We start from the raw sequence: 24,932 nt of genomic DNA, 5'->3' as shown, positions 1-24,932 counted from the left end.
GGCTGGCCTTGTGCCGGCCCGATGTGTTTTGGAGTCCAGGCTGCATGCGTCTAGGGCCCGCCGGTCCGGGGTGCTAACCTCGCCGGCCTGTTTCGCTTCGTACCTCCATCATGCGCATCGCCCTGGGCATCGAATACGACGGCACCGATTTTCTCGGCTGGCAGCGGCTGACCCATGGCCGCACGGTGCAGGGCGAGCTGGAGAAGGCGCTGTCGTTCGTAGCGGCGCATCCGGTGGACGTGACCTGCGCGGGCCGTACCGATGCGGGCGTGCACGGGCGCTGCCAGGTGGTGCATTTCGACACCGACGTGCAGCGCGATCCGCGCAGCTGGGTGCTGGGCGCCTGTTCCAATCTGCCGACCAGCGTCGCGGTGCTGTGGGCGCAGGCGGTGCCGGATGATTTCCACGCGCGCTTTTCGGCGCGCAGCCGGCGCTATCGCTACCGCATCCTCAACCGGACCGTGCGCGCGGCGCTGGATGCGCGCTACGTGACCTGGGAGCGCCATCCGCTCGATGCCGCGCGCATGCACGAGGCAGCGCAGGCGCTGGTAGGCGAGCACGATTTCAGTGCGTTCCGCGCAGTGTCGTGCCAGGCCGCGCACGCGCGGCGAGCGGTGCTGGCAGTGAGCGTGCGGCGCGAGGAGCAGCAGGTGATCGTGGAGATCGAGGCGAACGCCTTTCTGCATCACATGGTGCGCAACATCGTCGGCTCGCTGCTGCCGGTGGGGCGGGGTGAACAGCCGGTGGCCTGGGTCGGCGAGCTGCTGGCGGGGCGCGATCGCGAGGTGGCCGGTCCGACGGCGCCGGCTTCCGGCCTGACCTTCCTCGGCCCGCGTTACGAAGCCCGCTGGGGATTGCCGCAGGAGGTAAGCCAATGACCCGCATCAAGTGCTGCGGCATGACGCGCGTCGAAGACGCCCGCCTTGCCGCGCAATACGGCGCCGACGCGATCGGCCTGATCTTCACCGCGCGCAGCAAGCGCCAGGTGCGCGTGGCGCTTGCGAAAGAGATCTGCGCCGCGCTGCCGCCGTTCGTCGGCACGGTGGCGCTGTTCATGGACGACGATGCGGCCTACGTGCGCGAGGTGCTGAAGGAAGTGCAGCCGGACCTGCTGCAGTTCCATGGCAAAGAAAGCGACGACTGGTGCGCCCAGTTCGGCCATCGCTATCTGAAGGCGATCGCGATGGGCGAAGGCGCCGCCGCCTTGCCGCGGTTGCGCGACTATCCCGGCGCGGCCGGCCTGCTGCTGGACGGGCATGGCCTGGGCGAAGCCGGCGGCAGCGGCAAGTCGTTCGACTGGTCGCTGATGCCGGCGGACCTGGCGCAACCCCTGATCCTGGCTGGCGGCCTCAGCGCGGACAACGTCGCCCATGCCATCCGTGTCGCGCAGCCATGGGCGGTGGACGTATCCAGTGGTATCGAATCGGCGCCCGGCATCAAAGATCCGGCAAAGATGTACGCGTTCATCGAGGCGGTGCGGCAGGCCGGTTGATCGACAGCGGGCCGTCGTTCCGGCCCGCGGCGCGGTCGGGAAAACGTCGCTCGCTCAGCGGAACACGAACGTGGTCACCGAATACGGCGGCAACGCATAGGTGACATCGCCCGTCACGCTCAACGTCGCCTTGAGCGAAGGTGCCTGAAACGGTGCACTGTTGTCCGTCTGCCACACGTCGACGCTGGCGGATGCGCTGCCGCCGGACTGGATCACCGCGATCTGCGTAGCGTTGGCATCCTTGTTGATCATCACCACGTTCTCGCCGTGGCGGGACGCGAACACTTCCACGTTGGGCAATGTCGTGGTGGCTGACACGGCGGTATCGCCGAAGCCGCGGAACAGGTCGCCGCCGCTGAACATGCGCAGCCCGTGGTAGACCGGCATCGGATCGGTGATCTGCCGTACGAAGTGCGCAGCCTCGCTCTGGCGTTCGAAGGTGAGGCCGAGCGCCCCGTTCTGGTCCGCATACTGATGGCCGCGGCCGCCGGCACGCATGATGTGGCCGGCGACCGAGGCGGCCCATACGGTGGCCACGCCCTGGTAGAAACGATCATCGCCCTCCCAGCCGGGGTAGCCGTCGTCGGTACGCCATGACCAGTGGTATTCGCCGACCTGGATCTCGATCTGTGCGGCACGCGCAGGCACGGTCGCTGCGACCATGCGGCGGATCTGCGTGACTTCGTTTTCCCAGTTGCCGGTCTGTGCCAGCGCGGTCGCGTTGTCGAGATAGCTGCCGCCCATGGCGTAGTGGTGGTAGTCGATCACGTCGACCTTATCGCCGGCGCAATCGAGAAAGGCCTGCAGGTCGCTAGCGTTGTAGTACGACCATGCAGGGCCGGCCACTTTGATGGCGGGATCGATGGCTTTCATCTTGTCCACGGTTGCGTTGAACAGCGCGCAATAGTCGGCGACGCCGGTGCCTTCGTTGTTCGGCTCGTTGCCGATCACCCAGTAGGCGATGCGGTTGGACGGATTGAAATGGCGTACCAGCGCGGCCGCGTCGTCCGGCGTGAAGTTGTTGTTGCTGCTGCCGGCAACCACGACGACGGGTTCGGCGCCGAGTGCCTTGATCGCATTGATCCATTGATCGCCGGAGATGTCGGTGGGCCCCCAGCCTGCGCCTGAAATGATGTTGCCTCCGTTCCACTGCAGCGGCACGCGGTACATCCCCAGGCCCAGGCTGGTGAGACGAGTGCGCTGCGAGCCGCTGGCGACGATCGAGCCGCCCTCGGAGCCGTAAGTGGAGATCGTGCCGGCGAACGGGTGCGGCGCCAGAGGCTGTGCGAGAGGCACGGAGAAATCGACGAACGTGTTGGCGCTCTGCTGTGCGGCACCGTCGAGGGCAGCCAGGCAAAGCGCGACGGTCAGCAACGATCCCTGGATCGACCGGATGAAGGACATGCGGGATTCCTGTGGCTTGGAGGGATGGCACACCCGAAGGCGCGTGGGCGCGCCAGTGTGCGAGGCGGTTACGCGCCGGTCCGTGACGCGCTTGGCGCGTTGGCATCCCCTGCCTGCGCCAGTGCGTTTCGCAGCCAATCGGCCAGCGTGTCGGCCCATGGCCCGGTGGCCCGGCGGGACGTGGCGAGCATCCAGCGCCCCGGCGTGGCGCGAAAACCCCATGGCGCGAGCAGGCGTCCGCTGGCGAGGTCATCGGCGACCAGCTGAGCCGGTGCGATCGCGACACCGAGGCCGGCCACGGCCGCTTCCAGCAGGTAGTACAGGTGATCGAAGCCCTGACCGTAGCGCAGTTGTTCCGGCGCGAGCCCGACGAGTGCGGCCCACTGCGGCCAGGCCTGCGGGCGCGAGGCGGTGTGCAGCAGAGCTTCTTCCAGCAATCGGTGGGGTGGCTGTCCGTACAAGCGCGATGCACCCGGATAGCGGGGACTGAGCACGGGGCCGATGCGTTCGGGCGCGAGTTCGCGCACGCGCCAGTCGGCGGGCCACGGCGGCTCGGCCAGCAGCAGCGCGGCGTCGAGGCCGGCCAGTGCCGGGTCGAAGGGCGTCTCCTGCGCGGACAAATGCAGTTTCAGCGCCGGCAGATCCTGGCGCAGCTGTTCCAGCCGCGGAATCATCCAGCGCGCGAGCAGGCTGCCGGGGCAGCCCAGCACGAAGGGCGCCTCGGCCTGGCCGCGGGCCACGCGCGTCCAGGTTTCGCGCAGTTGCTCGAAAGCATCGTGCGCGCCGTCGCGCAGTTGCTCGCCCGCGGCGGTGAGCGCCAGGCCGCGGCCCTGGCGCGCGAACAGCGGCTGGCCCAGGGCTTCCTCAAGAGTGCGCAGGTGGCGGCTGATGGCGCCATGGGTGACGTGCAGTTCGGCTGCGGCGCGGCTGGCGCTGCCCAGGCGCGCGGTCGCCTCGAAGGCGCGCAGGGCATTGAGAGGGGGCAGCTCGCGGCTCGTCGACATGTGAGTTTTACTGACGGTTTGCGGCGATCTTATCGCTTTTCGTGTGGCCGGTGCATGCGCTAATTTATCGGTCTGACGCCGGTCGGGTCGATTCCTCCGGTGCGCTTGCCGCTAGAGGAAATTGCACATGTCCCAGGACTTCCACCGCTGGCCCGACGCGCATGGCCGCTTCGGCGACTTCGGCGGCCAATACGTCGCCGAGACCCTGATGGCGCCGCTCGCCGAGCTCACCGAGGCCTACCTGCGTCTGCGTGAGGATCCCGAATTCCTCGCCGAACTGGATCGCGATCTGAAGTACTACGTCGGTCGTCCCAGCCCGATCTATCACGCCGAGCGCCTGTCCAGGCACGTCGGCGGCGCGCAGATCCTGCTCAAGCGCGAGGATCTGAACCACACCGGCGCGCACAAGATCAACAACACCATCGGCCAGGCCCTGGTCGCCAGGCGCATGGGCAAGCCGCGCGTGATCGCCGAGACCGGCGCCGGGCAGCACGGCGTGGCCAGCGCCACCGTGGCGGCGCGCTTCGGGTTGAAGTGCGTGGTGTACATGGGCGCGGTGGACATCGAGCGGCAGAAGATCAACGTCTACCGCATGAAGCTGCTTGGCGCCGAGGTCGTGCCGGTGACCTCCGGTTCGAAGACGCTCAAGGACGCGCTCAACGAAGCGATGCGCGACTGGGTCACCAATGTGGCCGATACCTTCTACATCATCGGCACGGTGGCCGGGCCGCACCCGTATCCGATGATGGTGCGCGACTTCAATGCGATCGTCGGGCGCGAGGCGCGCGAGCAGATGCTCGAGCAATACGGCCGGCTCCCCGATGCGATCACGGCCTGCGTGGGCGGCGGCTCCAACGCGATCGGCCTGTTCCACGCCTTTCTCAATGATGCGGACGTGCGCATCGTCGGCGCCGAAGCGGCGGGCGAGGGCATCGCCACGGGGCATCACGCCGCATCGCTGGCGGCGGGCTGTCCTGGTGTCCTGCACGGCAACCGCACCTATGTGCTGTGCGATGACAACGGCCAGATCACGGAGACGCATTCGGTCTCGGCCGGCCTCGACTATCCGGGCGTCGGTCCCGAGCATGCCTTTCTCAAGGATGCCGGTCGCGCCGAATACGTGGGCGTCACCGACGACGAGGCGCTGGAAGCGTTCCACCTGCTGGCGCGCACCGAAGGCATTCTCGCCGCGCTCGAATCCAGCCATGCCGTCGCGCAGGCGATGAAGCTCGCCCGCACGATGCCGAAGGACCAGCTCGTGCTGTGCAATCTGTCTGGCCGTGGCGACAAGGACGTTCACACCATTGCTGCCCGCGAAGGAGTGCAGGTATGAACCGCATCGACCGCCGCTTCGCCGATCTGAAGGCCACCGGCCGCACCGGGCTGATTCCCTTCGTCACCGCGGGCGATCCTTCGCCCGAACACGCCGTAGCGCTGATGCACGCACTGGTCGAGGCCGGCGCCGATGTGATCGAACTGGGCGTTCCGTTCTCCGATCCGATGGCCGATGGCCCGGTGATCCAGCACGCGAGCGAGCGCGCCATCGCCAAGGGCGTGGGCCTGGCCGACGTGCTCGGCTGGGTAGCCGCCTTTCGCCAGCGCGACGCGGCGACGCCGGTGGTGCTGATGGGCTACCTCAATCCGGTGGAAATCCACGGCTACGAGCGCTTCGCCCGCGAGGCCGTCGACGCGGGCGTCGATGGCGTGCTGCTGGTGGATTGCCCGCTGGAGGAATCGGCCGTGCTTGCGCCGCTCAAGGCCGCCGGGCTGCGTCAGATCCTGCTGGCGGCCCCGACCACCGCACCCGCGCGTATGGCGCAGCTGTGCGGGTCGGCGGAGGGTTTCCTGTACTATGTGTCGTTTGCCGGCATCACCGGCGCGGGGAGCTTGAGCACCTCGGACATCGCGGCCCGCGTGGCCGAGATCCGATCCCGCGCCAAGGCGCCGGTAGCGGTGGGTTTCGGCGTGCGCGATGCGCAGAGCGCCAAGGCCATCGCCGGTTTCGCCGATGCGGTAGTCATCGGCAGCGCGCTGGTCGAACGGCTGGTGGGGGCCACGCGGGCGGACGAGATCGCCAACCGCGCCAAGGCGTTCCTGCAACCGATACGAGCGGCGCTCGACGCCCACTGAAGCGGCTCCGGGCCCGCTTCTGTCAGGAATGCTCCGGCCCGGAACGTTTGAGGTGTAGCGATGAACTGGCTGCAGAAAATCATGGCCCCGCGTGCGCGCACGCAGAGTTCCACCGCCGGCAAGGGCAAGGTGCCCGAGGGCGTGTGGGAGAAGTGCGACGGCTGCGGCACGGTGCTGTACCGGCCTGAGCTGGAACGCAACCTGATGGTCTGCCCCAAGTGCGGCCATCATCACGCGATCCGCGCGCGTGCGCGCCTCGACGCGCTGCTGGACGAGGGCTCCGCGCAGGAGCTGTGGGCCAGCCTTGAGCCTACCGATCCGCTGAAGTTCCGCGATTCGAAGAAGTATCGGGACCGCATCGTGGCGGCGCAGAAATCGAGCGGCGAAAAGGACGCGTTGGTGGCCATGAATGGTCGGCTCAAGGGCCGGCCGCTGATGGCGGTGGCTTTCGAGTACAGCTTTATCGGCGGATCGATGGGCTCGGTGGTGGGCGAGAAGTTCGCCCGCGCCGCCGAGCGCGCGCTGGCCGACCGCAGCGCCCTGGTGTGCTTCTCCGCCACCGGTGGCGCGCGCATGCAGGAGTCGCTGTTTTCGTTGATGCAGATGGCCAAGACCTCGGCCGTCCTGGTGCGCATGCGCGATGCGGGCGTGCCCTACATCAGCGTGCTCACCAACCCGACCACCGGCGGCGTGACCGCCAGCCTCGGCATGCTCGGCGACATCAACGTGGCCGAGCCGAAAGCGCTTATCGGCTTCGCCGGCCCGCGCGTGATCGAGCAGACCGTGCGCGAGACGCTGCCGGAAGGCTTCCAGCGCTCGGAGTTCCTGCTGGAGCACGGCGCGATCGACATGATCGTCGACCGCCGGGAGATGCGCGACAAGCTCGCCGACGTGCTCGGCATCCTGATGAAGGCGCCACGCGCAGCCTGACCATCATCGTCGCGATGAAGAAATGCCGCCGCCAGGCGGCATTTTTTTTGGGGGCGTCGCATGGAGGCCGGGCACGATGTCCTGGCAGGCGCCAGTGGTTTTCCACAGTGCGTGTGGATGGCTTGCGGGCAAGCCTGTGGAAAAGCATCGCAAGTGGCTGATGGCGTTGCGTTGCGTACACGCTGCGAAGGTTTTGCTCAGGCGCGCGTCACGTTGCGAGCCGCGAAAAAACAGCGACGTGACTTGAGAAGTCATGCCTCGTCATGACGAAGCACGCCACGCGTTCGCGATGTTCTCCACAGGCGTTGTGGACGCTTTGCGGGCGAACTTGTGGAAAAGATATTCAAGTGCCTGATGGTGTTGAGGCGCGCACGCGCTGCGAAAATTTTGATCACGCCAAGCGGTGACGCATCGCGCGAAAAATGCTTGCTTCATGCGTCGAATCATGCTTTTGCCGCGGCAACCGCGAAGTGCCACCGCGACGTTTTCCACAGGCGCTGTGGATGGTCCGCGGGTGAGCTTGTGGAAAACATATTCAAGTGATTGATGGTGTTGACGCGCATACGCGCTGCGAAAATTTTGGTCAAGCTGCGGCATTGCCGCGCACGCGAAAAATGCTTGCGCTGTGCGTGGAATCGTGCGTCAGACATCGCGGTGACGATGCGCGATCGCGCTGTTTTCCACAGGCGCTGTGGATGTTCCGCAGGTGAGCCTGTGGAAAAGCTACTCAAGTGTTTGATGACGTTGAAGCACGCACGCGTTGCGAAAATTTTGGCCAAGTGGCACAACGTCGCGCATCGCGAAAAACGCTTGCGCCGCACATGAAATCATGCACTCGGCAAGGCTACGGCGATGCGTGGTCATCCTGCTTTTCCACAGGCGCTGTGGATGTCCTGCGCGCGAGCCTGTGGAAAAGCCACTCAAGTGTTTGATGGTGTTGAAGCCCGCACGCGCTGCGAAAATTCTGGTCAGCGGGCGATTCGCGGCGCAACGCGAGCGCGCGCAAAAGCTGGGTGGCATCGTTGCGTAGCGACGATGCGACAAGACGATGCCCGTTCGCTGCCGCGCGCTTGGATGCACGCACGTGCCGCCGCGTTTTCCACAGCTACTGTGGATGTACTTCTGGTGAGCCTGTGGAAAACACCTTCAAGTGTCTGATGGCGAAGGAGTGCGGACATGCTGCGAGATTTTTGGTCACGCCGCCGTCATGTGACGGCATGTTTTCCACAGCCGTTGTGGATGCCTATGGCACAAGTCTGTGGACAAGTCCGGCGGCACCTTTTGCCAACAATCACTTGGCACGCATTGATGATTTTTTCGGCAGCTCGTGCCACATCGTCGTGTCGTGCGTTTTTCCACAGCTTCTGTGGAAGGGGCGAGGACAAGCTTGTGGATAAGCGCCATCGATGCCTTTGCCAACAGTGACTTGTCACGCGTTGCCGACGTTTTGCTCAACGAATGGCACGCAAGCACCCGTCGCGCCGAGGGCTTGCTCGGCAGTGACCAGCTCCGGTGCATGGCGATGGTGAAGGGGGTGACAGACCGATGTCAGGCAGATAGTTGGCGCCGTGCGCTTATGACAGGCCCTGGGCGAACCCCGATCCATAGCGATGCATTAACCCGCGCCTATGGATTCAGATAATGGCGGGATTATGGAGTGTCGGCGCGGTTTCGTCTGGCTTTTCAATGAGCCGGTTTGGCTAATGAAGTCCGTTTTCGTGCAGTGGAGTGGGGCATCGCATTTATTTATTTTATTTGATTATTGATGTTCTTAATGAGGATAACTAACTCGCCAAGATAATCTCTCGCCATTAACTTCGCCGTTCACCCATCAGTCGGACCTCGATCGACGGTCTTCGATGGCTGATTTCGTGATGGCTGCGTGAATGGCGGGCGTTGTCGATTTATACCCGGATCGACTTCGCCAATTAATCAGCAGTTTGAATCGATTCGTTAAATGCTGCGGTGCGGGAAGTGTCGCGCCGAAGACGTTGATACGCCTTCGCGAAGCTGACGCGTCGGAAACGATTCAAGCGCTGATTTACAGGGTTTTTTGCCGGTGCATTGGCTTTCCGATAATCGAGTCGGAAGGGCCTTGCGCTGCAACTTGCTTTTGATTCTGCGCGAGCCGATCTTGCGAAACGCTCGTATGAAACCACGCGTTCAAATGGAGACTTGAATCCGGCGTTCCATTTGCCCAGGCAAGGCATTCCGGTCAGAGCATCAGCGGGGGAAGGTCAGTCGATGTCGAATCAGCTCAACGATGAGCAGGGCGCCAAGCTTCGCCTGCTGCATGCGGCCCAGGCGCTGTATGTCCAGCACGGCTACGAGGCGATGTCGCTGCGCATGATCGCCGGGCTCGCGCAGGCGAATCCGGCCCTGGTGAGCTATTACTTCGGCAGCAAGGAAGCCCTGATGCGCGAGCTGATGATGGCCTGCCTCCATCGCCTCAACCGGGAGCGTCTGCATCTGCTGGCCGCCTGTGAAAGTCAAGGGGCGATCAGCGCTCCGGCGATATTGGGCGCATTGATCATTCCCGCGCTGCGCATGAAAGCCGACAGTGTCGAAGAGCGCATGCGGACAAGGCTGCTGCTGCGCGCGTACGGGGATTCGTCGCCGGTTATCCGCGGTTATCTGAAGGATAGCCACCGGTCGATTTCGTCGCGTTTCTTCAGGGCATTTACGCGGGCGTTGCCGAACCTGCCGCGGCGGGAGCTGAGCACGCGACTGCGGCTCGGGCTGAAAGCCCTGGCGTACGTCATGGCCGGCGCGAATCTCGGCGAGCTGGCCTGTGCGATATGCATGGGAGAACCCGTCAGCGATTCCCTGGTGATGACCCGCCTGCTGGTGTTCGTGACACCGATATTGACCACGCCCTTTCGCGATCCGACACGGGATCGCCAGGTCGAACAGGTCGTGGAGCAGGTGGTCACCACGGCGCAGACCCTCGACCCAGCGATAGGGGAAGGCGGGCCGGAGACGGTCGAAGGCGGCGCGACGCGGACCGATCGGGGCGTGAAGGAGCGCTCGTTGTTTCGCCCGGCCAACGATATGGCGCATCGCGACGAAGAAGCCGTTACGGCATCAGCCTTCGACGAAGTCGCCGACTCGGGTTATCCGCCGGCGCGACGGGTCGGGTGGTTCGCGTAGCGGTTGCGGTGAGGGCTCAGGGGACGTTGTTCGAACGCAAGTATCGACGGATGTCGCGCCACGCGACGCATCATGGGGAGGGGAGTAATGCAACGTAAGCCATGTCGGCCGCATACGTCGGTCAAGCCTTGTGCGCTCATGCTGGCCATTCTGTCGTGCCTCGCCATCCAGGCGCGCGCGCACGCTGCCGAACGCGGCCGGGAGACGTCCGCCTCGAGCGACGCGGCAGCTTCCGTATCCAACGCCGCGGCGGACCCTCAGGCCCAGGCTGGCGCTGGGGGCGCTGCCGACAAAAAGCCTCGCGCCAAGACCGGTGCGAAGGCGGACGCCGACAAGGTCGTCCAGCTGGGCGAAGTCACGGTGACCGCGCAGAAGCGCGAAGAACGGCCGCAGGACGTACCTATCGCGCTGTCCGTCTTCGATGCGCAGTCGCTGGACGATCACAAGATTGAAAGCGGCGCCGAGCTCCTGCGCGCCACGCCGAATGTGACCTTTTCCAAATCCAATTTCGCCAGCTACAACTTCTCCATCCGTGGCGTCGGCACCAAGGCGCTGTCGGTCACCACCGATCCCGGCGTGGCGGTCAGCTTCAACAGCACGCCGCTGATCCGCAACCGCCTCTTTGAGCAGGAGTACTTCGACGTCAACCGCATCGAGGTATTGCGCGGACCGCAGGGCACCCTGTACGGCCGCAATGCCACCGGCGGCGTGGTCAATATGATTCCCAACCTGCCGTCGCTGGATGGCTTCGATTCGTGGTTCAAGGTCGAAACCGGAAACTACGAAAGCCGGCGTTTCAGCGGCATGGTCAACGTGCCGATCAGCAGCACCCTGGCCTACCGCCTCGCCGGCGCGTGGACCAAGCGCAGCGGCTACGACAACAACACCGTGACCGGCAAGGACGTCAACGGACGCGATCTGTGGAGCGGCCGCATGGGCCTGCTGTGGAAGCCCAGCGAGAAGTTCAGCGCGAACCTGGTCTGGGAGCACTTCGACGAGAACGATGACCGTTCCCGCACCGGCAAGCAGCTGTGCCATAACGACCCGGGCCCGACCATGATCGGCGATACGGCGGTCCCCGAGTTCAACCAGCCGCAATTCAGCCAGGGCTGTCTGCCCGGACCGCTATACGGCAAAGGGGCCTTCGGCGTTCCCAACGGCGCGAGCCTGTCGCAGCTGCTGTTTGCGCGGACCAGTCTCCCGCTGGGCATGACGCCCGATTTCCTGGAAACGCCATCGCTGGTCAAGTCCGGCGATCCTTTTGCCGGCGTCCAGCAGTCGAGCAACCTGCGCACGATCGCCACCACGTACGACCCGCGCTTCAAGGCGAAGAACGACGTGGCCCAGATCAACCTGGAGTTCAAGCCCAGCGAGGACCTGAAGCTGGTATCGCAGACGGCTTACTCGCGCGACTTCTACTATTCGACGCAGGACTATGGGCGCTTCCAGTCCAATCCGATCTTCAACGACTCCAATGGGCTGATCAATCCCTTTCCCGATCCGGTGACCGGCGCGTTCGGCGGCCCGGCGTATCCGATCACGCCGGGCGGGGTCTATACCGATCCGCAGCTGGGCCCGTCCAAGGGTTACCTGTCGGTCGACCTGGTGCGTTCGCACAGCAAGCAGTGGTCGCAGGAATTCCGGCTCCAGTCGTCTTTCGACGGGCGCTTCAATTTCAGCGTGGGCGCGAACTACCTCGACTACAAGATCGACGAGGACTATTTCGTCTTCAACAACGTGTTCACCGCGACGGCCCAGGAGTTCTTCAATCAAGGCTATTTCGGCAGGACGCCGATCAACTGCACGCCCAACTATGTCGATGAATACAACAACTCCTGCGTGTACATCGACCCGAATCCTATCGGCAGCATCAACGGCCAGGGACACAACTATTTCCGCAGCCAGAACATCGGCGAGACGAAATCCAAGGCGCTGTTCGGCGAGCTCTACTACCAGCTGTCGGACACGGTAAAACTGACCGCGGGCCTGCGCTATACCGACGACCAGAAGATCAGCACCCCGGTGCCCAGCCAGCTGCTGCTGATGCCTGGCGTTTCCGGCGGCGGCTACGTCAATTACGGCTATCCGCATCTGCCCGACATCAAGCAGCGCTGGCGCAAGCCCACGGGACGCCTGGTGCTCGACTGGAAGCCGAAGCTGTCCTTCACTGACGAGACCCTGGTCTATGCCTCGCTGTCGCGCGGTTACAAGGCCGGCGGCACCAATTCGCCAGGCATCGGAGCGGATCCCGAGAACCTGTACTTCAATCCGGGCCCGTCGACCTTCAAGCCCGAGTATGTCAATGCCTTCGAGTTCGGCACCAAGAACATGCTCGGCGGCGGCAAGCTGATGCTCAATGCCGATGCGTTCTATTACGACTACAAGGACTACCAGGTTTCGCAGATCGTCGATCGCGCCACACTCAACGAGAATTTCGACGCGAAGATGTTCGGCTTCGAGCTGGAGGCGGCATGGCAGGCGACGCGGGGACTGCGTTTCGACGGCAACCTCGGCTATCTGCACACCCGCATCGGCGATGGCGCCAGGTCGATCGACGTGCTGAACCGCACGCAAGGCAACCCGGACTACGTGGTGATCAAGCCCTGGCTGCAACAGGCGTCCAACTGCGTTGCGCCGAAAGCGGACGTGGAAAAGCTGTTGCAATGGGCGCAGGCCTCCGGTTATGTGCTCGCCTTCAACGACCTAGCGTATTTCTGCGGCGGCCCGTTCCCGACCAGCAATTTCGTTTCGCCGGACGGTTCCATCCAGCTGGCGAGCGGCGACTACTACAACCCAAGGACGCAGGCGCCGAACGCGGGCAGGGGTTTCTACGCGGACCTCAGCGGCAAGCAGTTGCCCAATTCACCGCATTGGACGGGCAATGTCGGCGCGCAATACACCTTCTTTACGCCCAGTGGCGATTTCACCTTGCGCGGCGATTACTACCGCCAGAGTTCCAGTTACGCACGCGTCTACAACACGGTGGCGGACAAGCTCAGAGGGTGGGGCAACGCGAATCTGTCGCTGACCTACCAGGCGGCGAAGACCGATCTCACCGTGCAGCTCTATGTGAAGAACCTCTTCAACGACACACCGATTACCGACGCTTTCGTCAACAGCGACGATAGCGGGCTTACCACGAACGTATTCACGCTCGATCCGCGGATCTACGGGATATCCGTTCGCATGGGCTTCAACTGAGTCGCCTGATCGCTCACGTGTAGGGAGGACGCAGGCGCGTCTGCGCGCTCCCCGCATGACCGCTGGCTTCGCCGATGCGAAGCCGGCGCACATCGCTGCGGCCTTTCGCAGGGCCGCGGCGCAGCCTGGTGCTAATGCACCTTCAACTCGAAAGGAGTTACTCGCATGACCTTCGTCAAATCCATCGCTGCAAGTGGTGTGCTGGCCGTTGGCATGTTGGCCGCTGCGCCGAGTTTCGCTTCGTCGCTCTCTCCGGATGGCACTTTTACGGCTTCGGGTTCTACCTCGCTTTCGGCGCTCGGCGGCGCGATCAGGATTCCGTGCCATTCCGTCTTTACGATCGCGGTATCCGGTGGCGTGGGCGTGGTCACCAATGCCGTCTTCAGCCCGGATCCCGCCAATGGCAACAACCCGGCCTGCAATAACCTGCAGGCGACGAACTTCAACTGGGGCTTGAGCATCACCAGTGCGACCGGTGGTGTAGCCATGGGCGTCAAGGTGGTGGGCATCAATGGCAATCCGGTGGTCTGCGGGCCCGGCGCCGTGCCGCTCACGCTGCAGAATGGCATCGCGAGCTTCAATGGCCAGTTGAATCCCGGGGCCTGCGGCGTATCCAGCGGCAATCTGCCGACCGCCAGGATCTCTCCCAACGATGGCGCGCCTCTGACCATCGTTCCGTAAGGGGAGGGCCTGTGGCGTTTCGATGCAACGGGATTTCCCTTCGGGAATTGCATCGAGGCAAGTCAAGGATGGCATTCATGGGTGCCTGATTCGTCGAAAGGCTGCGCGAGAGATGGGGCCTCGCGCAGCCTTTCGCTCGATACACCGGAGATCACTATGTCAACAGCATCGAAGTTCTTCGGCCTGGCCGTCATCGGCGCGTTGGGTATGTCCGCGCAGACGGCCGCCGCCGGAACGCCTTCGGGCGACTATGCGGTTTTCAAACATTGCCCGTACCAGACCAATGCCAATGTCCAGGCATGCGTGGTCGCCACCATCAATTCGGGCTTGTTCAAGATCGGCCGTGCCAGCGTGCCGATCACCAAGCCGGTCGTCCTGCAGGGCGGCGTCAACAATGCCGCGGCTTTCGGCGAGCTCTACGTTCCCGCGGACGCACCCGCCATGTCGCCGACGCCACTGGATGTGCCGGGTGGGCTGCTCGGCCTGATGGAGCCCGACTCGACCTGGCCTGGCCCGCTGGCACAGGCGTTCTGGAACATCGTCAACACGGTGAATGACGTCACCGCCACCGCGGAGCTGGTCGGGCCGGCCCAGGCCAACCTGATCTATGCGGCGTTTCCGCCACCGTCGGGCGACGCCACCGTGATCCAGCTGCCGATACGGATCCATCTGCAGAATCCGTTTCTCGGCGATACCTGTTATATCGGCTCGGCCAGCCAGCCCGTCGTGCTGAAGCTCGTCGCCAACACCACCAGTCCGCCGCCGCCCAACACGCCTATCTCCGGCGTGCCGGCGACGCTGTCGATCATCACCACGACCCAGCCGGACGGGCAGATCCTGCTCGCCGCGAACGGCACCCTGGTCGACAACGCCTTCGCGGTGCCGGCCGCCAAGGGTTGCGGCAACACGCTGCTGCCGATTCCGATCATCACGCCGATCCTGCAGGGCATCGTGTCGGCTGCGGTCAATCTCAAGGAAGGCCTGCCGGCCGCGGCGGGAAAAAACGCGGCCGTGATGAACGGGGACACGGTCATCGGTCCCTCGATCTACGTGCAGGAGAGCGAGCAGTAGGCGAGGGTGCTTTCGGATGAACGAGCCCCTCGCTTCCGCCAGGTACGGGAAGGGAGAGGGCTCGGTCGCCCGGGGGCACCTATTCGCTATGGCGTATGGGAGTCATTCCTCGGCCGACGATGGGCGGCCCTTGCTGATACGATCGAGCGGAAGGGGCGAATGTGGGAATTTCGCGTGAATAGCCAAGTGACTGCGTCGGGGAACACTCGGATCCGCCTGTTGCAGGCTGCCGAAGCGCTCTTCATCGAGCGTGGCTTCGAATCCATGTCGTTGCGACAGATCACCCAGCTGGCCGATGCCAACCTGGCTGCCGTGAACTATCACTTCGGCAGCAAGGAGCTCCTGGTGCAGGAGCTGTTGTCCAAGCGGCTGGACCGGCTCAATCAGGAACGCCTGCAACTGCTGTCCGCCTGCGAGCAGCAGGCGAACGGCACGCCGCTGCATGCGTCGGCGGTGTTGAGCGTGTTGTTCGTGCCTGCCCTGCGACTGACCCGCGATCCCGCCGGCGGCCCGGCCTTCATGCGCCTGCTGGGCCGCGTCTACAGCGATCCGTCGCCGTTCATCCGCAACCATCTGCAGGAGCACTACCGTCCGATCTTCGGGCGCTTCTTCGAGGCATTCTCGCGTGCCATGCCGGAGCTGCCGCGCAACGAACTGGGCATGCGCCTGCATTTCAGCCTGAAGAGCCTTTCCGGCCTGCTGGCGGGCGAGGACATGGACGATCTGATCGCCTCGCTGAGCATGGGCGAGACGATCAGCGATGCCGTGGTGCTGGCGCGCCTGATCTCCCTGGTATCGCCGATGCTGACCAGCCCGTTCGGAAGCCCCGAACAGATCCGCATCATCGAACAGGTGATGGGGCATGCCGATGCCGCGGCGAAAGCGACGGACGAGGTGCAGGCGGCCAGCGATCAGGCAGCCAGCCACAAGACATTCGGCGTGCTGACGATGTTGAACGAATCGATCGACGGTACATGAGTGTGGCCGGGGCGGCCGCGCTCAGTGCAGTGCGTGCATCACCGGCATCAACCACAGCGACAGCGAACCGAGCGCACCGCCGATGACGGTGGCGGCGAGCACGTCGCTCGGATAGTGCAGGCCGAGGATCACGCGCGAGGCGGCGACCAGCGCGGTGAAGGTGAGCAGCAACGGTGCGAGCAGCGGATACCAGGCCAGCGCGACGACGGTGAAGCTCACCGCCTGGAGCGTGTGGCCGGAGGGGAAGCTGAACTCGTCCAGCGGCGGCACGTGGGCGATCACGCCCGGACAGGCGCGGAACGGGCGGGGGCGGCGCGTCCAGCGCTTGAGCAGGCGGTACAGCATCAGCGCGGTGAGGCCGGTGGCGGCCATCTGCGCGGCGGCGATCAGACCGCGGCGGCCATCGAACAGCGCCAGCGCCAGCATCAGCGAATACCAGAACACGCCGTCGCCAAGGCGGCTGATGGCTCCGAAGAACACGCCGACCGCGCGGCGCGCCCCCCAGTGATTGGCGGCCAGGCAGATCCGCCGGTCGATGGCGAAGCGGGGGCCTGCGGACGAAAGCTCAGGCGTGTGCAGCGGCGGCAGGGTGTTCATCGCTGTGCTCCTTGGCCAGTTCGCGCAAGAGGGTTTCGAATTCGCGGATCACGGCGTCGGGTGAGAGGCCGGCGATGCTTGCCTGGGCGGCGCGCCCCATGTGCCGGATCAGGCTGGCGTTGCCGGCCAGGGTCACGGCCGACTCGATGAAGGCGCGCTCGTCGCCTGCATCGATGCGGTAGCCGTTGGTCCCGGAGGTCAGGTGTTCGCGCGCGGCGCCTTCCTCATAGGCGACGACCGGCAGACCGGCGGCCAGCGCTTCCAGGATGACGTTGCCGAAGGTTTCGCTGAGGCTGGGGAAGGGGAACAGATCGGCGCTGGCGTAATGGCGCGCCAGCGCGTCGCCGCGCTGCATGCCGGCGAAGATGAAATCGGGATGGGCCGCTTGCAGCGCCGCGCGTGCGGGGCCGTCGCCCACCCAGACGTAGCGCGCCTTCGGCACCTCGCGCTGGATCGCGCGGAAGGTGCGCACCGCCAGGTCAAGGTTCTTCTCCGGCGCGATGCGGCCCACATAGAGCACCACCGGCGTATTGCCGTCCACGCCCCAGGCAGCGCGCAGTTGGGGATCGCGGTGGCTGGGATGGAACAGCTGGGTATCGACCGCGCGACGCAGCAGGCGCACCGAATCCACGCCCAGCTCGGCCAGCTCGCGTGCGAGCGCATCGGTAGGCACCAGCGTGGCGGCGGCACGGCGGTGGAAGCGACGAAGGTAGCCGCGCACCAGCGGCGTCAGGAAGCCCACGCCGTAGTGATCGGCATAGGTATCGAAACGGGTGTGAAAACCGGTGGCCGCCGGAATGCCCAGGGCATGCGCCGCGCGCACGGCGGACCAGCCCAGCGGACCCTCGGTGGCGACGTAGATGGCGTCGGGCCGCAGGCGGCTCCAGCGTTGACGCAGCGCGCGGCCGGCAGGGAGGCCGAAGCGCAGGCCGGGGTAGCGTGGCAGCGCGGCGCCGCGCATCTCGACGGCCAGGATGCCGGGTTCGTCGCGGAACGGCTCGGCCTGGCGTGGCCGGATCAGTTCGACCGTGTGGCCGCGCGAAGCGAGGCCGGCAGCGAGGCTGTGCACGGTGAGTGCGACCCCGTTGATCTCCGGCGGGTAAGTCTCGGTGACGATGCCGATGCGCATGGGAAATACACCCGTTGGCCCGGCACAGCTTCGTCGCGGGGCGTTGCGGCGGCATGGCGCGTTCATGACGCTCGCGTTACGTCACGGGCGAAGTTGCCGCCCGGGCGGCGGTTTCCGCATGACGGAGCGCTTACACTGGCCGCCCCTTCCGACGCATGGAGAACCGACGATGAAACGCATCCTGCTCGCTCTCGCGCTGGTCACGGCCGGCGGCGGCGCCGCCGCGGCCGATGCCCCCGCGCTGCCGGTCACCAAGGCCCCGGCGGGCGCCGAGGTCTACATCATCGCGCCGAAGGACGGCGCCACTGTCGGCCAGGAATTCACCGTGAGCTTCGGCCTGAAGGGCATGGGGGTGGCACCGGCCGGGGTGAAGAAGGAAGGCACCGGTCATCACCACCTGCTCATCGACGTGAAGGATCTGCCGGCGGCGGGCCAGCCGATTCCCAAGGACGACAACCACGTGCATTTCGGCAATGGCCAGACCGAGACCACCGTGAAGCTCAAGCCCGGCACGCATACCCTGCAGCTGGAGCTGGCCGACGAGAATCACATCCCGTTCGATCCGGCGGTGGTGTCCAAGAAGATCACTGTCCACGTGAAGTAAGGTTTGCGGACACCGGTCTCGCCCGTGCGAGGCCGGTGCTCACTGCCCGAACAGCATTGCCACGCCGAAGCCGGCCTCCCACTGCGCGGCGCGTCCGCCGAGGCGATGCCGGAACCACGTATCGAACTGCAGGCTCGGCCAAGGCGCCCAGGTCAGGCCGCTGCCGGCCTGGGTACCGGCGTGGTGGTCGGCATCGCGCAGCAGAGCGGTTTCCAGATAGAAGCCCCAGTGGTCGTCGATCTGGTAGTTGAAGGCGGGTGCGAGCAGGAAGTTGTCGTGCCCGCCGCTGCGCTGCCATTGCAGGTAGTAGCTGATGTCCGCCGGCTCGCTCACTTTCTGGTCGATCACGGTGCCCAGGGTGTAGACGCGCCGGTCACTGCGGAAGTCGCGTGCGCCGTCGGTGAACTCCACATTGCCGAGCACGCCCCAGTTCCAGGCCGCGCTGCCGGATTCGGGTGCCCACTTCACGCCGACGATGGTGTCGCCTCGCCCATGGCTGGTCTGCGCCGGGCCATCGCCCGTCTGGCGCTGGCGGTTGTAGGGCGAACCGCTCAGTTGCAGCTCCACGCCATGGCCCAGGCCCAGCCGCAGCAGGCTGTCGTAGGTGGCCAGGTCGGTATGGCCGATGCCGTCGTGGTGGCGGCTCCAGTCGGGCAGGCCCTGTTCGTAAGCGAACTGGCCAGCGCGCAGGGCATTGGTGGCGAAGCCCAGGCCAGGGCGGTCGAAGCCTGGCGTGTCGTCGGCGCAGGCGGTCCAGGCGACAAGCAGCAGCGGTGCTGCCGCAAAGGCGCGGTGCCAGGAGCCAGATCGGCTAAAATCCATCGCTTCGCTTTGCCCCTTTACAAGAAAATCCATGACCGTCCGCACCCGTTTCGCCCCTAGTCCCACCGGCTTCCTGCATATCGGCGGCGCCCGCACCGCGCTTTACTGCTGGCTGGAAGCGCGCCGCCGCGGCGGTCAGTTCGTGCTGCGTATCGAGGATACCGACCGCGAGCGTTCCACCGACGCTGCCGTGCAGGCCATTCTGGACGGTATGCAGTGGCTGGGGCTGGTCCACGACGAGGGCCCGATTTACCAGACTCACCGCCTGGAGCGCTACAAGCAGGTGGCCGACGACCTGCTCAAGGCCGGCAAGGCCTACTACGCCTATGAAAGCAAGGAAGAGATCGAGGCGATGCGCGAGGCCGCCATGGCGCGTGGTGAGAAGCCCCGCTACAACGGCTATTACCGCGACCGCAACGAGCCGTACCGCGACGATCCGAACCGGGTGATCCGCTTCAAGAACCCGCTGGAAGGCTCGGTGGTGTTCGACGACAAGGTGAAGGGCCGGGTGGAGTGGGCCAACGCCGAGCTGGACGATCTGGTGATCTTCCGTTCCGACGGCTGGCCGACCTACAACTTCGCCGTGGTGGTCGACGACATCGACATGGGCATCACGGAAGTGATCCGCGGCGACGACCACGTCAACAACACGCCGCGCCAGATCAACATCTACAAGGCGCTGGACAAGCCCGTGCCGGAGTTCGCGCACCTGCCGATGATCCTCGGCCCCGACGGTCAGAAGCTCAGCAAGCGCCATGGCGCGGTGAGCGTGATGCAGTACCGCGACGACGGCTTCCTGCCGCATGCGCTGCTCAATTACCTGGTGCGCCTGGGCTGGTCGCACGGCGACCAGGAGATCTTCTCGCAGCAGGAAATGATCGATCTGTTCGATATCGCCGACGTCAACAAGGCGGCGTCGCGCTTCGACGTCACCAAGCTGTCCTGGCTCAACCAGCACTATCTGAAGACCGACGAGCCGGCCGCCATCGCGCCGGAGTTCGAACATCAGCTGCAGCTGGCCGGCATCGACTACAGCAAGGGGCCGGCGCCGGCCGACGTGATCGTCGCGCTGCGCGATCGCGTGCAGACGCTGAAGGAAATGGCCGAGCGCGCGAAGATCTGGTACGGGCCGATCCTCGAATGGGACGACAAGGCCGTCACCAAGCATCTGCAGAACGACAGTGCCGTAGCGGTGCTGACCGAGGCGAAGGCGCTGTTCGCTGCTTGCGAATGGAAGCCGGAGGCGATCCACCAGGCGGTGGAGCAGATCGCAGCGAAGCTCGAGCTGGGCATGGGCAAGATCGCCCAGCCGCTGCGCGTTGCGATGACCGGCACGCAGGTATCGCCGTCGATCGACCACACGGTATATCTGGCCGGTCGCCAGGAAGCGCTCAAGCGCATCGACGACGCGCTGGCGCGCGCCAGGGGCTGAAGTCGCGCAACCTTGGCAAGACAAAGCGGGCGATGGCGACATCGCCCGTTTTTTTTCAGGTTTCAGCGTCGCCACGGTATGACGTCGCCGTCACGCCAGCGCATGCATGCTCGCGCGCCGTGGGCCGCAGTCGGCCAGCCATGCAGAGGGATTCATGCGCGGGCAACACTCGATTATCCAGCGTATGCAGGGCTTGATTCTGTCGCTGTTGCTGGCGGTCGTGCCGCTGCAGGCGGTCGCGGCATCCGTCCAGGTGCCTTTCACCACGGTGGATGGCACGCGACTCACGGCGTGGCTGGACCTGCCGCCAGGCGATGCGCCGCATACGCTGGTGGTGTTCTGCCATGGTTATCAGGAAACCAAGGATGTCTTCCTCGGCCACATGCAGACGTTGCGTATCGCCGACGCCACGCATGAGCTGGCCATGGCCGCGCCGGATTACCGCGACGACCAGGGCTTTCCCGTGCTGCGCGGTGCGCAGGACACGCTCGCGCTGACCCGGCTGCTGCGCCAGGCGTATCCGAGCATCCAGCGCACTGTGTTGCTGGGCATTTCGATGGGCGGTGCCGTATGCGGGACGGCCGCGAGCGAAGCCGGACGATCGGGTGCCGTTTCCATCGATGCGCTCTTTTCCCTCGAAGGCGTGACCTTACTCGAGGAGACCTACACCGAGGCGAAGCTGATCGCCGGTCTCTCGCCTATCCTCGATTTGCTCGATCCGGATCTCGCCGCGACGTTCGCGCAGACTGCGGCGGAGATCGATCGCGATATCGCCGCCGTGCCGGAGCCGGACGGCAGCAGGGCACATGCTTTCGCACGCCGCTCATCGGCGATGAATGCCTCCAACATCCGTGCCGCCGGCGTGCGAAGCGCGGCCGTGGTGCAGGGTGTCTTCGACGGCATCGTTCCGGACAACCAGTCGTTGGCCCTGGGCGGTGCGCTGACGCATGCGGGCGTCACGACCGTGACGGTGCAGGCGCTGCTGGGAAAGCCCGGGGCCGGCAATGGCGAAACGATCCTGAGTCTGCTGGGACTGGATCCGAACGGTTTCCTGCCTTTGACCGGGCATGGCGACAGCGATGACCCTGCCCAGCCCGTGATCTTCCAGGGCATGTGCCGGCTGCGGGGATTCCTGGACGGAACGAATCCGATCCGGCAGTCCTTGCTGCCCATCGTGGTGACCTATCCGATCAATAGTCAGAGTTGTCGCCCCTAGCGCATCGGCCAGAATGCGCGGCGCCATCCCGGCGCACTTGCATCGCCCTTGGCCAGGCTTTACATCACGGCCGCTATCTTGAATGTCGGCGAGGGTTGCTTGGACGAGTTGCTGCGCAAAGCCACCGAGGGCGTGGACATGGACGCGCCGGATGCGTCCTGGCACATCTTCTGGAACCTGATGAACCTGGTGCCCTGGGCGGCGCTGTTGTGGTGGTCGCTGGTGTTCCTCGCCGTCGGCGCGGTGCTGGGCCGGTGGCGCGGACGGTTGTGGGAAGGCGTCGTGTGGGCTGCGGTGCTGGGGCCTATCGGCTGGGTGGTGATCCTGGCGCGGCCCAGGCGCCGCGGTCCGCCGCCGTTGCCGCGGAGCGGTCGTTGAAAGGGGGTGTATCATGGCCGCCGAGGTGATCCCATTGAGCCATTCCACCGCCGACAAGACGCACGAGCACCATCACCACGACGATGCCAAGGGCTTCGTGCGTGCGGTGGAACACGCGAGCGAAGAGCGTGGGCTGCGCCTGACTCCCCTGCGCAAGGAAGTGCTGGAATTAGTAGCTGCCGCCGGCAAGCCGGTGAAGGCCTACGACTTGCTCGACCATCTACGCGAGCGTCATGGCAACGCGGCGCCGCCCACGGTGTACCGCGCCCTGGATTTCCTGCTCGAGCACGGGTTCATCCATAAGCTCGAATCGATCAACGCTTTCGTCTCCTGCCATCATCCGGCCGAAGCGCACCAGGTACCGTTTCTGATCTGCGACGTGTGCTCCAGCGCCCAGGAAGTCTGCGACGAGCGCGTGGCCGAGCTGATCGAAGCGCAGGCCAAGGCCTTCGGCTTCCGCCCGCAGGCGCAGACGCTGGAAGTGCACGGCATCTGCAAGAACTGCCGCAAGGCTTGAGAAGCGATCGGTGAAAAAAGGAGCGGGGCGCGACGAGAGTCGCACCCCGCTTGTTTCGGCGACGGCAGAGGGGGAGGGAGAAGTACCGTCGCCGATAACGCTTGGGTCCTTGGTCAGAAGAAGGCGCGCACGCCGGCCGACACGCTGCGGCCGGGCAGCAGCACTTCGTCCTTGAACAGCGACGTCGCCAGCCGGCCCTTGCGGTTGGTCAGGTTGGTGCCGTCCAGGAAGGCTTCCCACTGGCTGCGCTCGCCGTTGTGGAACGTCCAGGCGGCGTGCGCATTGACCAGCGTGTAGCCCGCGGTACGCGTTTCGAATGCGGCGGTGCGGTTCTGCGCGAAGTAGCGCACGGCACCCACGCTGGCGCGCAGGTCGTCGCGGCTCCAGCTCAGCTGGCCGCCAAGGCGGCCGGCAGGAATGCGCGGCAGGTTGCCGCCGCCGTGCGAAAGATCGGCTCGCACCGTATCGCCGTAGGCGCGGAAGTCCCAGGCGCCGCTGTTGTTGCGTGCGAGATGGAATGTCGCCTCGGCCTCGGCGCCGCGGAATCTGGCATCGCGCTGCGACCACAGGCGCAGCGGCATGCCGTCCTCGCTCTCGCCGGTATCGGCCAGGTAGATGAAGTCGTTGTAGCGGTTGGCATAGACGCCGACTTTGCCTTCCATGAAATCGCCGTGGTAATGCAGAGCCAGTTCGGCCTGGTTGGCGGTTTCCTTTTTCAGGTTGGCATCGCCGATCTCGAAGCTGTTGGAGGCCGCATGCGGACCATGAGCGAACAGCTCTTCTTCGGCCGGCGCGCGCTGTGCGCGATCGAGGTTGAGGCTGGCATGCCATTGCTCGGCGAAGCGCCACGACACGCCGAAGGAGAAGCTCGACGGCGAAAACGTTCGGCGCGGCTGGTCGTCCGGCGTCACGGTGTGGCGATCGGTGCGCGCACCCAGCTCCAGTTTCACCGGACCGAACTGGCGCTGTTCGGTGAGGAACAGGCCCCAGACCTTGGTCGAGGTGGCGGGCACGAAGGTTTCCTCGCCCACGGCGGAGAAGTCGCGATGGATGTACTGCAGGCCGAAGGCGCCTTCCCAGCCGGCCAGTGGCTCGTGCGTGAACATCATGCGGCCTTCGTTGGCCTGGGTCTTGAACGTGGTGCCTGCTGCCTCGCCTTCGTATTCCACGTGCTGGTAGTCGTTGTGGCCGAAGCTCAGCTCGGCCTTGGCGATGCCTGGCAGCGGTTTGTTGAAGCCGCTCTTGAAGTCGTAGCGGGTCTGCTGAAGCTTGATGTGCACGGGCGGCTCGCCCTCTTCGGCGTTACCCGGTTCGGCGGGGCTGCCGTACTTGTCGAGATAGCGCGAGACCGACAGACCGGCATAGCCCCAGTCGCCCAGTAGCGAGGCGCCGACCGCGCCGGAGGTGGTCTTGACCTGGCTGTTGGCCTGGGTGCCACCGGGGACGTTGTAGTTGTCGTCATCGCGGCGCATGCCGTCCACGTGCAGCGCGAACTGCCGGTTGCCGGCGTCGGCGCGGAACAGGCCGGTCTTGCCGTAGGTACCGGTGTCGTAGCGGCCTTCGGCGCGCCCGCTGAAACCGTTCTGCGGCGCGGCCATCGGAATGCGCCCATCCACCACGTTCACCACGCCGCCGATGGCGCCCGAGCCGTAGAGCAGGGTGGACGGACCTTTCAGCACCTCGATCTGGTCGGCGAGGAACGGCTCGACCGAGGTGGCGTGGTCCTGGCTGATATTGGAGACGTCCTGCGAGCCGAGGCCGTTCTCCAGCACGGCCACGCGCGGGCCGTCCATGCCGCGGATCACCGGGCGGCCCACCGCCTTGCCCAGGCCGGTGGTCTGCACGCCAGGAATCGCCGACACGGTTTCGCCCAGCGTGCCGGCCTTGGCATCGTCCAGCGCCGAGCCGGCGAGCACGGCCACCGGCGCGACGATCTGGTCGGCCTGCTGGCCGAGCGGGACGGCATTGACGGTGATCGCATCGAGGTCCTTGGCCTTCTTGGGCTTGTCTTTGTCCGCCGTGACATCCAGCGGCGCGTCGGCGGCCAGCAGCGGCAGGACGGGCGCGCCGAGGCTGGCGGCCAGGGCGATGGCGATCATGGACTTGCGCATGGGTGAGAAAACTCCCTGAGTGGATTCCTGTTACGTTATAAAGTAACATCACTTCCCATCGCCCAGGCAAGAAGTCACGCTTCGC

Annotated in this window: 22 protein-coding genes; 15 read left to right on the top strand and 7 right to left on the bottom strand. The window is 65.3% G+C overall.

Annotated elements, in window-relative coordinates:
• Positions 1 to 110: 110 nt before the first annotated feature.
• Together truA and ACNR9O_RS13410 are read left to right on the top strand one after the other, a co-directional pair.
• Positions 111 to 878 carry a tRNA pseudouridine(38-40) synthase TruA gene (truA, locus tag ACNR9O_RS13415; RefSeq protein ID WP_473688069.1) on the top strand — a complete coding sequence of 256 codons (768 nt, stop codon included), beginning with the start codon at positions 111 to 113 and terminating at the stop codon, positions 876 to 878.
• Complete coding sequence (locus ACNR9O_RS13410) at positions 875 to 1,492, top strand: phosphoribosylanthranilate isomerase (protein ID WP_473688071.1); 618 nt, start codon at positions 875 to 877, stop codon at positions 1,490 to 1,492. Before truA ends, ACNR9O_RS13410 begins: the two co-directional genes overlap by 4 nt.
• 54 nt (positions 1,493 to 1,546) lie before the next feature.
• Here the strand turns inward: ACNR9O_RS13410 and ACNR9O_RS13405 are convergent, their stop codons facing one another.
• Together ACNR9O_RS13405 and ACNR9O_RS13400 are read right to left on the bottom strand one after the other, a co-directional pair.
• A complete protein-coding gene (locus tag ACNR9O_RS13405; RefSeq protein WP_473688073.1) occupies positions 1,547 to 2,896 on the bottom strand; it encodes a hypothetical protein in 1,350 nt (449 codons plus the stop codon).
• A gap of 68 nt (positions 2,897 to 2,964) precedes the next feature.
• On the bottom strand, positions 2,965 to 3,900 hold the full coding sequence (locus ACNR9O_RS13400) for a LysR family transcriptional regulator (RefSeq protein WP_473688075.1): 936 nt from the start codon (positions 3,898 to 3,900) through the stop codon (positions 2,965 to 2,967).
• Positions 3,901 to 4,027: 127 nt separating this feature from the next.
• Here ACNR9O_RS13400 and trpB point away from each other — a divergent pair, with 127 nt between their 5' ends.
• The 3 genes from trpB to accD are packed head-to-tail and all read left to right on the top strand — an operon-like array spanning position 4,028 to position 6,960.
• Complete coding sequence (trpB, locus tag ACNR9O_RS13395; RefSeq protein WP_473688077.1) at positions 4,028 to 5,233, top strand: tryptophan synthase subunit beta; 1,206 nt, start codon at positions 4,028 to 4,030, stop codon at positions 5,231 to 5,233.
• Entirely contained in the window at positions 5,230 to 6,030 is an 801-nt protein-coding gene (gene trpA, locus ACNR9O_RS13390; RefSeq protein ID WP_473688079.1) for a tryptophan synthase subunit alpha, read from the top strand. The genes trpB and trpA overlap by 4 nt, the downstream gene beginning before the upstream one ends.
• A 60-nt stretch (positions 6,031 to 6,090) precedes the next feature.
• Complete coding sequence (accD, locus tag ACNR9O_RS13385) at positions 6,091 to 6,960, top strand: acetyl-CoA carboxylase, carboxyltransferase subunit beta (protein ID WP_473688081.1); 870 nt, start codon at positions 6,091 to 6,093, stop codon at positions 6,958 to 6,960.
• A gap of 443 nt (positions 6,961 to 7,403) precedes the next feature.
• Here the strand turns inward: accD and ACNR9O_RS13380 are convergent, their stop codons facing one another.
• Entirely contained in the window at positions 7,404 to 7,739 is a 336-nt protein-coding gene (locus ACNR9O_RS13380) for a hypothetical protein (RefSeq protein ID WP_473688083.1), read from the bottom strand.
• A gap of 1,465 nt (positions 7,740 to 9,204) precedes the next feature.
• Here ACNR9O_RS13380 and ACNR9O_RS13375 point away from each other — a divergent pair.
• From ACNR9O_RS13375 to ACNR9O_RS13355, 5 genes are all read left to right on the top strand, one after another.
• A complete protein-coding gene (locus ACNR9O_RS13375) occupies positions 9,205 to 10,110 on the top strand; it encodes a TetR/AcrR family transcriptional regulator (RefSeq protein WP_473688085.1) in 906 nt (301 codons plus the stop codon).
• A 138-nt stretch (positions 10,111 to 10,248) separates the two neighbouring features.
• Positions 10,249 to 13,311: a TonB-dependent receptor gene (locus ACNR9O_RS13370; RefSeq protein ID WP_473688087.1), complete on the top strand. Its 3,063-nt coding sequence runs from the start codon at positions 10,249 to 10,251 to the stop codon at positions 13,309 to 13,311.
• Positions 13,312 to 13,476: 165 nt separating this feature from the next.
• Positions 13,477 to 13,992 carry a hypothetical protein gene (locus ACNR9O_RS13365; RefSeq protein ID WP_473688089.1) on the top strand — a complete coding sequence of 172 codons (516 nt, stop codon included), beginning with the start codon at positions 13,477 to 13,479 and terminating at the stop codon, positions 13,990 to 13,992.
• Positions 13,993 to 14,148: 156 nt separating this feature from the next.
• Positions 14,149 to 15,063, top strand: coding sequence for a hypothetical protein (locus ACNR9O_RS13360; RefSeq protein WP_473688091.1), 915 nt, complete (start codon positions 14,149 to 14,151; stop codon positions 15,061 to 15,063).
• 174 nt (positions 15,064 to 15,237) lie between these two features.
• Positions 15,238 to 16,041, top strand: a complete 804-nt coding sequence (locus ACNR9O_RS13355) for a TetR/AcrR family transcriptional regulator (protein WP_473688093.1) — start codon at positions 15,238 to 15,240, stop codon at positions 16,039 to 16,041.
• A 21-nt stretch (positions 16,042 to 16,062) separates the two neighbouring features.
• Here ACNR9O_RS13355 and ACNR9O_RS13350 read toward each other — a convergent pair whose 3' ends face one another.
• Positions 16,063 to 16,638 (bottom strand): phosphatase PAP2 family protein, encoded by a 576-nt coding sequence (locus ACNR9O_RS13350; protein WP_473688095.1) that lies wholly within the window; start codon positions 16,636 to 16,638, stop codon positions 16,063 to 16,065.
• Positions 16,607 to 17,767: a glycosyltransferase family 4 protein gene (locus ACNR9O_RS13345; RefSeq protein WP_473688096.1), complete on the bottom strand. Its 1,161-nt coding sequence runs from the start codon at positions 17,765 to 17,767 to the stop codon at positions 16,607 to 16,609. Before ACNR9O_RS13345 ends, ACNR9O_RS13350 begins: the two co-directional genes overlap by 32 nt.
• 169 nt (positions 17,768 to 17,936) lie before the next feature.
• Here ACNR9O_RS13345 and ACNR9O_RS13340 point away from each other — a divergent pair, with 169 nt between their 5' ends.
• Positions 17,937 to 18,371: a DUF4399 domain-containing protein gene (locus ACNR9O_RS13340; RefSeq protein WP_473688098.1), complete on the top strand. Its 435-nt coding sequence runs from the start codon at positions 17,937 to 17,939 to the stop codon at positions 18,369 to 18,371.
• A gap of 39 nt (positions 18,372 to 18,410) precedes the next feature.
• On the opposite strand, the gene ACNR9O_RS13335 is transcribed toward ACNR9O_RS13340, so the two are convergent.
• Positions 18,411 to 19,226, bottom strand: coding sequence for a transporter (locus ACNR9O_RS13335; RefSeq protein ID WP_473688100.1), 816 nt, complete (start codon positions 19,224 to 19,226; stop codon positions 18,411 to 18,413).
• On the opposite strand from ACNR9O_RS13335, the gene gltX reads away from it, so the two are divergent.
• From gltX to ACNR9O_RS13315, 4 genes are all read left to right on the top strand, one after another.
• Positions 19,225 to 20,625 carry a glutamate--tRNA ligase gene (gene gltX / locus ACNR9O_RS13330; RefSeq protein WP_473688102.1) on the top strand — a complete coding sequence of 467 codons (1,401 nt, stop codon included), beginning with the start codon at positions 19,225 to 19,227 and terminating at the stop codon, positions 20,623 to 20,625. The genes ACNR9O_RS13335 and gltX overlap by 2 nt on opposite strands.
• Positions 20,626 to 20,809: 184 nt before the next feature.
• A complete protein-coding gene (locus tag ACNR9O_RS13325; protein ID WP_473688104.1) occupies positions 20,810 to 21,841 on the top strand; it encodes an alpha/beta hydrolase family protein in 1,032 nt (343 codons plus the stop codon).
• Between the two features lie 99 nt (positions 21,842 to 21,940).
• On the top strand, positions 21,941 to 22,219 hold the full coding sequence (locus tag ACNR9O_RS13320) for a hypothetical protein (RefSeq protein WP_473688106.1): 279 nt from the start codon (positions 21,941 to 21,943) through the stop codon (positions 22,217 to 22,219).
• 13 nt (positions 22,220 to 22,232) lie between these two features.
• Positions 22,233 to 22,736: a transcriptional repressor gene (locus ACNR9O_RS13315; protein ID WP_473688108.1), complete on the top strand. Its 504-nt coding sequence runs from the start codon at positions 22,233 to 22,235 to the stop codon at positions 22,734 to 22,736.
• A gap of 113 nt (positions 22,737 to 22,849) precedes the next feature.
• Here the strand turns inward: ACNR9O_RS13315 and ACNR9O_RS13310 are convergent, their stop codons facing one another.
• On the bottom strand, positions 22,850 to 24,847 hold the full coding sequence (locus ACNR9O_RS13310; protein WP_473688110.1) for a TonB-dependent receptor domain-containing protein: 1,998 nt from the start codon (positions 24,845 to 24,847) through the stop codon (positions 22,850 to 22,852).
• Positions 24,848 to 24,932: the final 85 nt, after the last annotated feature.

It is taken from the genome of Dyella sp. CR10 (assembly GCF_055814425.1).
The sequence above is the reverse complement of the archived record's forward strand: the minus strand, read 5'-3'. Positions and strand labels throughout refer to the sequence as shown.

Bases quoted from the DNA above. Each gene is read 5' to 3' on its own strand.
- truA (WP_473688069.1), top strand. From the start codon at position 111: ATGCGCATCGCCCTGGGCATCGAATACGACGGCACCGATTTTCTCGGC.
- ACNR9O_RS13410 (WP_473688071.1), top strand. From the start codon at position 875: ATGACCCGCATCAAGTGCTGCGGCATGACGCGCGTCGAAGACGCCCGC.
- ACNR9O_RS13405 (WP_473688073.1), bottom strand. From the start codon at position 2,896: ATGTCCTTCATCCGGTCGATCCAGGGATCGTTGCTGACCGTCGCGCTT.
- ACNR9O_RS13400 (WP_473688075.1), bottom strand. From the start codon at position 3,900: ATGTCGACGAGCCGCGAGCTGCCCCCTCTCAATGCCCTGCGCGCCTTC.
- trpB (WP_473688077.1), top strand. From the start codon at position 4,028: ATGTCCCAGGACTTCCACCGCTGGCCCGACGCGCATGGCCGCTTCGGC.
- trpA (WP_473688079.1), top strand. From the start codon at position 5,230: ATGAACCGCATCGACCGCCGCTTCGCCGATCTGAAGGCCACCGGCCGC.
- accD (WP_473688081.1), top strand. From the start codon at position 6,091: ATGAACTGGCTGCAGAAAATCATGGCCCCGCGTGCGCGCACGCAGAGT.
- ACNR9O_RS13375 (WP_473688085.1), top strand. From the start codon at position 9,205: ATGTCGAATCAGCTCAACGATGAGCAGGGCGCCAAGCTTCGCCTGCTG.
- ACNR9O_RS13370 (WP_473688087.1), top strand. From the start codon at position 10,249: ATGCTGGCCATTCTGTCGTGCCTCGCCATCCAGGCGCGCGCGCACGCT.
- ACNR9O_RS13365 (WP_473688089.1), top strand. From the start codon at position 13,477: ATGACCTTCGTCAAATCCATCGCTGCAAGTGGTGTGCTGGCCGTTGGC.
- ACNR9O_RS13360 (WP_473688091.1), top strand. From the start codon at position 14,149: ATGTCAACAGCATCGAAGTTCTTCGGCCTGGCCGTCATCGGCGCGTTG.
- ACNR9O_RS13350 (WP_473688095.1), bottom strand. From the start codon at position 16,638: ATGAACACCCTGCCGCCGCTGCACACGCCTGAGCTTTCGTCCGCAGGC.
- ACNR9O_RS13345 (WP_473688096.1), bottom strand. From the start codon at position 17,767: ATGCGCATCGGCATCGTCACCGAGACTTACCCGCCGGAGATCAACGGG.
- ACNR9O_RS13340 (WP_473688098.1), top strand. From the start codon at position 17,937: ATGAAACGCATCCTGCTCGCTCTCGCGCTGGTCACGGCCGGCGGCGGC.
- gltX (WP_473688102.1), top strand. From the start codon at position 19,225: ATGACCGTCCGCACCCGTTTCGCCCCTAGTCCCACCGGCTTCCTGCAT.
- ACNR9O_RS13335 (WP_473688100.1), bottom strand. From the start codon at position 19,226: ATGGATTTTCTTGTAAAGGGGCAAAGCGAAGCGATGGATTTTAGCCGA.
- ACNR9O_RS13325 (WP_473688104.1), top strand. From the start codon at position 20,810: ATGCAGGGCTTGATTCTGTCGCTGTTGCTGGCGGTCGTGCCGCTGCAG.
- ACNR9O_RS13315 (WP_473688108.1), top strand. From the start codon at position 22,233: ATGGCCGCCGAGGTGATCCCATTGAGCCATTCCACCGCCGACAAGACG.
- ACNR9O_RS13310 (WP_473688110.1), bottom strand. From the start codon at position 24,847: ATGCGCAAGTCCATGATCGCCATCGCCCTGGCCGCCAGCCTCGGCGCG.